The following is a 10,014-nucleotide window of genomic DNA, read 5'->3' on the forward strand; positions in this document are numbered from 1 at the left end:
GCCAGCGCCCGGTCGGTGTACTGCTTCACCTCGTTGAGCGTGAAGGCCCAGGCATCACCCTGGTTGGGAACGAAGCCCTGCATGATGCCGAGCGCCACCGGCTCCGAGCCGGTCCGCCGGTATTCGAGGGTCCCCGCCAGCGGGGCCACGTACTTGAAGCCGATGCGGTCGGAGAGGAACCTGCCGATCTCCACCTCGGCATGGATCCCCTCCTCGATGCGCCGGTAGATCTTCAGGAACATGCTCTTTTCGTAGACCACCGAGCTGTTGGTCTGCTCCGACCTACCCACCTGCGAGGAGAGCGGCAGCTGCCGGTCTCCCAAAAGCGGCGCGAACCTGGGTCCGGGACGGCCGAACAGCCTCCCGCCGTCGCTGCGGATCCCCTTTCTCCTGGCGATCATCTCGAAAAGCGCGTCCCGGAAGCGTCCGTTGTAGAGGCCGTCGTAGAGGACCCCCTCCTTGTCGTCGACCTTGAGCCGGCAGATGACCGCCTCCGGGAATTCCACCATCGGGTCGGTTCCCGCCCCTTCCAGCGCCAGGAAATGGATCGGCAGCTGGTAGGTCTCGGGTGAACCTTCGCTGTAGGTGACCTCGATCAGGGTCAGCACCCCCGAGCTGGCGTCGATCGGGACCAGGAAACGGTCGCCGAGCTCCAGCCTGATGATCGCGCGCCCTTTCGACTGGAACCAACGAGCCTTGCGGAGATAGTCGGGGAGTACCGACTGTTCGAGCTGGCGCAGCGCGTTCCCCTGCAGCACGTTCTCCCAGCTCCCGTAGGTCAGCAGTTCCGGCAGCACCCCCTCCTCCTTGGCCTTGAGCTTCTCCCCCCCGTCGGTAAGGAGCAGCAGGTGGTACTGGTACGGGCCCAGAAGCGCCACGTAGGGGGAATCCTTGATGGCCGGGAACCGGTTGCGGCTGAAGATATCCTCCAAGTACATGCCGATGAAGCGCGGGTGGTTGATCTGCACGTACTGGGTGGTGCGGGAGAGGTTGGCCAGCACCAGGATGGTCTCCCCCTCGTAGCTTCTCAGAAGGGCCAGGATCTTCGGATTGTCGAGCGGGATGAACTCCAGGCTGCCCCAGCCGAAGGACTTGAACCTTTTCCTGATATCGATCATCCGCTTCATCCACCACAGAAGCGAGGCCGGGTTGCTCGCCTGCAACTCGACGTTGAGCGCCTCGTAGTGGTACTCCGGATCGATGATCACCGGCAGGTAGAGCCGCTGCGGGTTGGTGGGCGAGAAGCCGGCGTTGCGGTCCGGGCTCCACTGCATGGGGGTGCGCACGCCGTTTCTGTCCCCCAGGTAGTAGTTGTCCCCCATGCCGATCTCATCCCCGTAGTAGACGATGGGGGTCCCCGGCAGACAGAAGAGCATCACGTTCATGAGCTCGATCTTGCGCCGGTCGTTCCCCATCAGCGGGGCGAGCCTGCGCCTGATGCCGAGGTTGATGCGGGCGCGCGGGTCGCGGGCGTAGACCCGGTACATGTAGTCGCGCTCCTCGTCGGTGACCATCTCCAGGGTCAGTTCGTCGTGGTTCCTGAGGAACATGGCCCACTGGCAGTGGGCCGGGATGACCGGGGTCTGCTGCAGGATGTTGATGATCGGGAAGGAGTCCTCCATCTGCAGGGCCATGAACATGCGGGGCATCAGGGGGAAGTGGAAGGCCATCTGGCAGGCGTCGCCGTCGCCGAAGTAGGAGGCGGCGTCCTCCGGCCACTGGTTGGCCTCGGCCAGCAGCATGCGGTCCGGGTACTTGGAGTCGATGTAGGTCCGCAGCTTCTTGAGGAACTCGTAGGTCTCGGGGAGGTTCTCGCAGTTGGTCCCTTCCCGCTCGTACAGGTAAGGGACGGCGTCCAGCCGCAGGCCGTCCACCCCCATGCCGAGCCAGAAGTCGATCACCCGGAACATCGCGTCGTGCACCCGTGGGTTGTCGAAGTTCAGGTCCGGCTGGTGGGCGTAGAAGCGGTGCCAGTAGTAGCTCTTGGCGACGGGGTCGCGCGACCAGTTGGAGGTCTCGAAGTCCTTGAAGATGATGCGGGCGTCGGCGTACTTGTCGGGGGTGTCGCTCCAGACGTAGAAGTCGCGCCAGGGGGAGCCGGGCTTGGCGTGGCGGGCCTTCTGGAACCAGGGGTGCTGGTCGGAGGTGTGGTTGAGGACCAGCTCGGTGATCACCCGCATCCCCAGCGCGTGCGCGCCGCGCAGGAAGTCCTGGAAGTCGCGCAGGGTGCCGTAGTCGGGGTGGATGCTGCGGTAATCGGCGATGTCGTAGCCGTCGTCGCGCAGCGGCGAGGGGTAGAAGGGGAGCACCCAGATGGCGGTGATCCCCAGGTCCCGCAGGTAGGGGAGCTTCTGCAAAAGCCCCCGGAAATCGCCGATGCCGTCGCCGTTGCTGTCGAAAAAGCTCCGGATGTGGACCTCGTAGATGATGGCGTCCTTGAACCAGAGCGGGTTTTTGTCTGTCCTAAATGGCATGTCGTCGCCTCCCGAACCCCATCCTCACCCTGTCCCTCCCCTTGAAGGGGAGGGGACGCCGAGCGGAGCGACGAGGTTAATTGGAAGAGATGTCGATGAGCGAAACGGCTTACTTCCTCCCGCTCAGCCAACACTCCCTCCCCTTCAAGGGGAGGGCCGGGATGAGGGTGGGGTTTCTTCACCTCACAGGTAATAATCGAAGTCCGACTCCCTGCGCCGCCAGGTGCGGATACGGAAGATGCGGGCCGGCACCGCCTCGGGGTCGAGCTCCACAGAGTTCCATTCCCCCTGCCAGATGAACTTGTCTCCGTTCATGAGGTCGTCCACCAGGTACGACTGGGCCGGATCGATGCCGAACAGCTGCAGCGGGATCCTGATCCGGGCGCTCTGGTGCCGGAAAGGATCGAGGTTGACCACCACCAGCACGCTCTCCCCCGCCTGCGCGGCGATCTTCCCGAAGTAGAGGACGCTGCCGTTGTCGCTCTCGTAGAACTCCACGTTGCAGGTGCTTTGCAGGGCGTCGTTGTCGCGACGGATCCGGTTGAGCGAGGAGATGAACTGCTTCAGGTTGCCCGGAGCGTTGCGGTCCCAGCTGCGAACCTCGTACTTCTCGGCGTCGAGGTACTCCTCACTGGCCTGCTCCGCGGCGCCCACGCAGAGCTCATAGGGGGGACCGTAGATGCCGTAGTTGGAGGAAAGGGTGGCCGCCAGCGCCACCCGGATCATGAAGGAGGGGCGGCCGCCGTACTGGAGGTATTCGGTGAGGATGTCCGGCGTGTTGGGCCAGAAGTTGGGCCGCATGTATTCCCGCACCTCGCTGCGGGTGAGCTCGGTCAGGTAGGCGGTCAGCTCATCCTTGCTGTTTCGCCAGGAGAAGTAGGTGTAGGACTGGCTGAAGCCGAGCTTGGCGAGGCGGTACATGATCTTCGGCCTGGTGAAGGCCTCGGCCAGGAAGATGACGTCGGGGGAGCGCTCCTTGGCATGTGCGATCAGCCACTCCCAGAAGGGGAACGGTTTGGTGTGCGGGTTGTCGATCCGGAAGATGTGCACCCCTTTGTCCATCCAGAAGAAGATGACATTCTTCAGTTCCTCCCACAACTCGCGCCACTGCTCGCACTCGAAGTTGAAGGGGACGATGTCCTGGTACTTCTTGGGCGGGTTCTCCGCGTACTGCACGGTCCCGTCCGGCCGCCAGCGGAACCACTCGGGGTGTTCCTTGAGGTAGGGGTGGTCGGGGGAGCACTGGAAGGCGATGTCGAGGGAGATCTCGATGCCGAGCTTTCCCGCCTCGTGCACGAGGTGCTGGAAGTCCTGCAGCGTGCCGAGTTCGGGGTGCACCGCGGTGTGCCCTCCCTCCCGGCTACCGATCGCCCAGGGGCTGCCGGGATCGTCGGGGGCCGCCTCTATGGCGTTTCGCTTGCCTTTCCTCTTGGAGCTGCCGATGGGGTGGATGGGCGGGAGGTAGAGCACGTCGAACCCCATCTCCGCGATCTCCGGGAGCCGCGCGATGCAATCCCTCAGGGTGCCGTGCCGCTCACCGTCGGCGGAGCGGGGAAACATCTCGTACCAGCTGCTGAAAAGCGCCCGTTTGCGGTCCACCCGGACCGAAAGCTCCTGCGGGTAGCGGGTGGCAAGCCCCCGGGCGCAGCAGGTGCTGATCAGGTCGGCCACTTCGCGATCCAGCCCCAGGGTGACCGCCTGCTGCTGGCTCGGCTCCTTGCCGAGGGCGGCGGCCACCAGCCTGAGCCTGGCCGCATCTGCGCCGGAGGCTTCCCGGGAGGCCTGCTCGATCAGGTTGATGCCGATGCGGATATCCACCGCAAGGTCCTGGCCTGCCTGGTACCTCTTCTGGAGGTCCTTCTGCCAGGTGCGGAAGTGGTCCACCCAGCCAAGCAGGGTGTACTGGTAGACGCCCGGCTCCTCCAAAAGGAAGGAGCCATGCCAGCGGTCGTTGTCCAGGCGACGCATCGGCGTTTCCTGCCACTTCTCTTCCCCCAGCCGCCGGTAGAGCAGCACGGCGGCCACCTCGTCATGACCGTCTCCGAAGATATCGGCCTCCACCACCAACTCGTCGCCGGCAATGCGCTTCACCGGGTAGCGGCCGCACTCCACGATGGGGCTCACACCTTCTATGGTTATCCGTTCTCTTCCTTCCATGATTCGGACCTCAATTTGCCATCGTTTTCTTCAGCTTCTTCGACTGCTTCTTTATTCCGACGCTCCTCCTCCCGGAGGGGGGAACTCTGGCGCGTAACTGCGGCACTGTCGGCAATGCAAGCTGTGCTCCCCCTCCCTGGCCCTCCCCCTTCGGGAGAGGGGACGTTCGGTCGAGGGGCTGGTCGAGAGATCGCAGTGATTACTGCGGGGAGTGGCCAGCACGGGGTCAGCCGATCCCTTCCAGCAAGGCGACCGGCACGGCGGCGAACAGCTCCGCTACCGGGAGACCCCAATGGCCGTCGCGCTCGACTGCCTCGTTCTCCTGGTCGGTCAGCACATTGCGGAACCTGCGCGGGCTCCCCTCGGGGAGGACCAGGAAGGTGTCCAGCCACGCCTCTTCTCCAAGCGGCCACCCCTCCGGTTCCCGCAGCAGGGTCCCCAGCAGCCTGGGCACCACCGTCAGGAAGCTGCCACCCTCGGACCTCCGCGCGAAGGCGCAGAGATGACGCGACCGCTCCCCGGTCGCCCCGACCTGGACGTAGTCTCCCCGGTCGAAGGGACCACGGTTGCCTTTCCGGTAGTTGAGCACCCGATAGATCAGGTACAGCTTCACCCGTCCGTCCGAACTCTGCTCCAGCAGCTCCCGGAACAACTCGGCCGCGCCCACTTCCTGCTCGCGCGCCTTGAGCCCCGCCAGCATCTCCTTCCTCTTCCCGTAGTCGACCGGATGGCGGTTGTCGGGGTCCACCAGGGAAAGCTCCCACAGCTCGCTCCCCTGGTAGAAGTCGGGAACGCCGGGGGAGGTCATCTTCAGCAGCACCTGCGAGAGCGAGCTGAACATCCCGCAGCGCGCGATGCGCCGCTGGAAGGGGATGAACTCCCGCAGGAATATGCTGTCCCGATCGTTGAGCAGCCGATTGACGAAAGAGAGCACCGCCTCCTCATAGGGGCCGTTGGGACTCACCCAGCTGGTGTTGATCTTGGCCTCCCGGATCGCCTTGATCACGTACTCGCGTATCCGGTTGCGGAAACTTTCGAACTCCTCGTTGCTCACCTCGCCAGCTGGCCAGGCCCCCAGCAAGGTCTGGTAGAGCAGGTACTCCTCGTTGCGGTCCGGGATGGTGAGCCCTTCCAGCAGCACCCGCTTGGACCTGTTGAGCCTTCTCCATCTCGACAATAGCCGCTGCCACTCATCCGGCAGCTCGGACAGCACGTCGATCCTGGTCCGCACGTCCTCGCCGCGCTTGGAGTCGTGGGTGGCGGTGGCGATCATGCCGTTCGGGAAGGTCTTCAGCCGCTCCAGGTTCTGTCCGTGGAAGGCCTCCCGGCTGGTCCCGAAGCGCGACGGCATCCCTCCCACCTCGTTCAGCGACAGGAGGCGGGTGTAGACGTAGAAGGCGGTATCCTCCAGCCCCTTGGCGGTGACCGGCCCGGTGATCTGCTGGAAGCGCATGGCAAAATTGAGCCACGCCTTGCGGTCCTCCTCCTTGGCGCTCTCCGGCGATTTGAGCAGCAGCACGTCGCGCACGAAATCGAAGACGGAGGCGTTCACCGCCGGGTTTCTCCGTTTCGCCTTGGCGACGGCGGCCTCGATGTACTGCACGTCCTTGTCCCGCACGGACGGCGAGTTGGCATAGGTCCGGTAGACGGGGAAGCAGGCGATCACCTCGCCGATGGCGCGCGCCAGGCTGTTCAGGGTGAAGTCCCTGGTCAGCCGGTCCTCCTCGGAGATGGTGTTCAGCTGGTGGGCAAGCATCCCCCCCTCGCCGGACATGGAAACCTGCATGACCAGCTTCTTCTTGTCGTAGACCACCTCCGCGAAGTCGGCGACCACCTCGGTCATCCGCTTGTAGATGCGGTCGAAGACCTTGCCGTTCTCGGTATCCACGAAGATGCCGTTTACCGCGTTCATGAATTCGTAGCCGGTGGTGCCGAAGACCGGCCACTGTTCGGGGAGCTGCTCCCCCTTGAGCAGGATCTTCTCCACCACCACGTAGCACGGCTTGTAGGAGGGATTTCGTTCCAGGGCCTGCCGGTACTCCTCGTACCAGGCGTGCAGCAGCTGCTCCTTTTCCTCCGGGCTCTCCGGCAGGGGCTCCCCCTGCCGCCCCATGCGCAGCTGGAGGTAACAGCTCTTCTGCAGCGCCTGCAGGTAGCTGAGGGGGTCGTAGAGCCCGTCCACGTGGTCGATCCGGATGCCGGTCACCTTCCCCTCGGCGATCAGCCTGAACAGGAGCTGATGGGTCTGGTCGAAGACCGCCTGGTCTTCCATCCTGATGGCGGCCAGCGCGTTGATGTCGAAGAACCGGCGGTAGTTGATCTCCTCGGTGGCGACGCGCCAGTAGGAGAGCCGGTAGACCTGGTAGCGCAAAAGGCCGTCCAGCAGGTCGAAGCTGGCGGCATCGCCCTTCACCCCGTTGAAGATGGTCACGTTATCGTCGATGAAGGAGGCTATCTCAGGGCTCTCCTGGTACAGGGTCCAGAGCCTCTTCTTGATGATCTCCTTCTCGCGGTGGCGCTCCGCCATCTTCTCGGGCTCTTCATCGGTGTGCAGCGGCAGATGCTGCAGCGCGGTCATGATGCTTAGCAGCTCCAACAGCGGGGGCGACTCCTCCCCCAACTGCTCGTTGAGGGTCTCCTGGCGATGCCCGAGGATCTGCAGGTAACTTTTGGGCTCCACCGGGATCTGCACGGGTGGTACGTCGACGAAAAAGGCCCCCTCCCGGAAGTTTAGGTGCAGCCCCCCTTTCTCCAGCACCTTGCCGTACTGGTCCCCCAGGAAGGGGAGCAGCACCTTGCCGGTGAGCTCTTTCTTGACCGGGGCCCAGTCGATATCGAAAAAACGGGCAAAGGGTGAGCTTTGCCCGTTCTCCAGCACGTCCATCCACCAGACGTTCTCGTTGCTTTCGATGCACATGTGGTTGGGGACGAAGTCGAGGATGTGCCCCATGCCGAAGCGCCCCAGTTCATCCATCAGCGCCTGGTGGCTCTCTTCGTCTCCCACCTCGCGGTTGAGGATGGTCTGGTTCACCACATCGTAGCCGTGCACGCTCCCGGCCTTGGCCGCCACGTAGGAGGAGGCGTAGATGTCGGTGATGCCGAGTTCGTTCAGGTAGCCGACGATCTCGCGGGCGTCGGCAAATGTGAACTGCGAGTTGAACTGCAGCCGATAGGTCGCGGACGGAATCCTTGCGCTCGGCAGAGCTTCCTCGTTCATGCCACCTCCGGTTATCCCTCCGGTAGTACCGCCCCCAGGTTGAAGCGGAAGGTCTCACCCAGTTTCCGGAAGGCCTCCAGCCAGCTCGCCGCCCCCTCATCCCCTTGCTGCGCCTTGGCCAGGTACTCGCCGTACACGGTCTTGGCCAGCTGGTAGTAGTCGTTTTGGACCTGCCACAGCACGATGTTGATCGGGATCTCGTACAAGGAATCCATGAACTTCTGGACCTTCGCCATCAGGGTAAGATCGGAGGGGTTGCTGGCGAAGGCCCGGGTGAGCGACTCGGCGTGATGCCTGAGGAAGTATTCCAGCTCGGGGAGGTCGGTGGCGACCTGCCAGGTCCTGATCTGCGAGACGATCCTTTGCAGCGCCTCGCTGTCGATCTCATCCTTGGTGAGCTCCGTTCTCAGCGCCGCCAGCAGAGCCGGCTGGGTGGCGATGGTGAAGACCTGCGGTACCGGCATACCCGAGTCGCGGACGAACTCCATCAACGGCCGGCTCTTCTCGAACATCGCCTGGTAGCTGGCGAAGGTATCCTGCATGTTCTGCTCGAAGATGAGGTTGAGGATCTTGCGCTGCTCGTCGCGGAAGAGGTTGGCAAGCGAGAAGCTGTGGGTGCCGAAGTGCTTGTCCATCAGGGAGACCAGCTCGGTGTAGAGCCCCTTGTTGAAGGAGGCGGTCATCTCCTCCTTCATGGCCGCGTAGGCCTCCGGGTCGCACTGCCCGGTCACCCCCCCCTTGAAATCGTGGCTGCCGAGCTTCATCACGCAGAAGGTGAGGCAGGCGGTCTCCTCGGTGATCTCGGATGCCACGTGGATGCGCCCCATCGCCACCGAGGCGTCGGGTGACGTTATCCTGCTGTAATCCTCCTTGGCCACCGCGTAGCAGTAGATGGTGGAATGGTCCTCGTAATCCTCGTAGAGAGAGCTGAAGGCGTAGTGGGCGCCGACCTTGACCAGGTCCAGCCGGGCCGGCAGCACCCAGTTGTGGTAGATCCAGGCGCCGTCGTGGTTGTCGGGGATGTTGCTCTTGGCCCCCTGCAGCCGTTCCAGGAACCCCTTCTCGATCCCCTTCTCCAAAAGGTCGTTGGCAAGCTGCAGCGCCCGGCCTGCGTATTCGATGACCTGGACCGTTTCCAGCCCCGAGAGCTCGTCGAAGAACCAGCCGCAGCTCGTGTACATCAGCATGGCGTGGCGCTGCATCTCCATGAGTTTCAGTGCGGCGACCTTCTCCTCCGCCTTCAGCTCACGCGAGGCATGGGTCGCCAGGTAGCTCTCGGCCTGCTCCATTTCGCGGTGCAGGATCACCTCGATGTAGTCGTCCCTGGCAGCCCAGGGGTTCTTGAAGAACTCCTTCCCCTTCCGCTCGAAGCCCTGGGCCAGCCGGTCCCGCAGCCAGTCCAACGACGCCCGCAGCGGGGTGCGCCACTGCTGGTTCCAGTCGGCATAGCCGCCTGAGTTGCAGCCGCAGTCGCTGTTCCAGCGCTCGATGCCGTGCGCGCAGCTCCAGGAGGTCCGCTCCGCTATCTGCACCTCGTGGGTCGGGGGGCAGAGCTCCAGGTACTCGCCGTAGTTGGTGATGCGGGCCTGGCCGCTCTCCTCGATCTGGTGGAAGGCGGCCGCGAGCGCCATGTCGCCGAACTTCTGGTGATGACCGTAGGTCTCGCCATCGGTGGCGATGTGCATGAGCTGCGGCCAGTCCCGGTCGTCGCTGAAGCCGCCCAACAGGCGACCGGCCAGTCCCTCGCCGCTGGAGAGCAGGTTCTCGAAGGCGACCGCCTGGGAGATGGGGCCGTCGTAGAAGAAGAGGTTGATACTTTTGCCGGAGGGAAGGTTGCAGAGATAGGCGCGGGTGGGATCGATGCCGCTCTCCGTCCACTCCTGCTCGCCGATCTTCCGGTAGCGCGCCGCCTGGTACTGGGCGAGGATGGTGAACTTGATCCCCTGCTCGGCCAGCACCTCCAGCGTCTCCACGTCGACCGCGGTCTCGGCCAGCCACATCCCCTCCGGGAAGCGCCCGAAACGCGACTCGAAGTCCTTGATCCCCCAGATGACCTGGGTCCGCTTGTCGCGGAAATTGGCCCACGGCATGATCATGTGGTTGTAGACCTGGGCGATGGCGGCGCCGTGGCCTGAGCGCCACTCCATGCTGAGCTTGTCGGCGTCC

4 protein-coding genes are annotated in these 10,014 nt (G+C 63.9%); all 4 read right to left on the reverse strand.

From position 1 onward, the window contains the following. Window positions 1-2,474 (reverse strand): maltose alpha-D-glucosyltransferase (gene treS, locus VJ604_RS09905; protein ID WP_324082080.1); only part of this gene is annotated, 2,474 nt, incomplete at its 3' end. A 183-nt stretch (window positions 2,475-2,657) separates the two neighbouring features. Then, window positions 2,658-4,631 (reverse strand): alpha-1,4-glucan--maltose-1-phosphate maltosyltransferase, encoded by a 1,974-nt coding sequence (locus VJ604_RS09910; protein ID WP_324082081.1) that lies wholly within the window; start codon window positions 4,629-4,631, stop codon window positions 2,658-2,660. A 226-nt stretch (window positions 4,632-4,857) separates the two neighbouring features. Then, window positions 4,858-7,848, reverse strand: a complete 2,991-nt coding sequence (locus VJ604_RS09915; protein ID WP_324082082.1) for a malto-oligosyltrehalose synthase — start codon at window positions 7,846-7,848, stop codon at window positions 4,858-4,860. Window positions 7,849-7,859: 11 nt separating this feature from the next. After that, the coding region (locus VJ604_RS09920) for a DUF3536 domain-containing protein (RefSeq protein WP_324082083.1) at window positions 7,860-10,014 on the reverse strand (2,155 nt) is incomplete at its 5' end.

Origin of the sequence: Geomonas sp. (assembly GCF_035254065.1) — a bacterium.
In the GTDB taxonomy this organism is placed as follows: domain Bacteria; phylum Desulfobacterota; class Desulfuromonadia; order Geobacterales; family Geobacteraceae; genus Geomonas.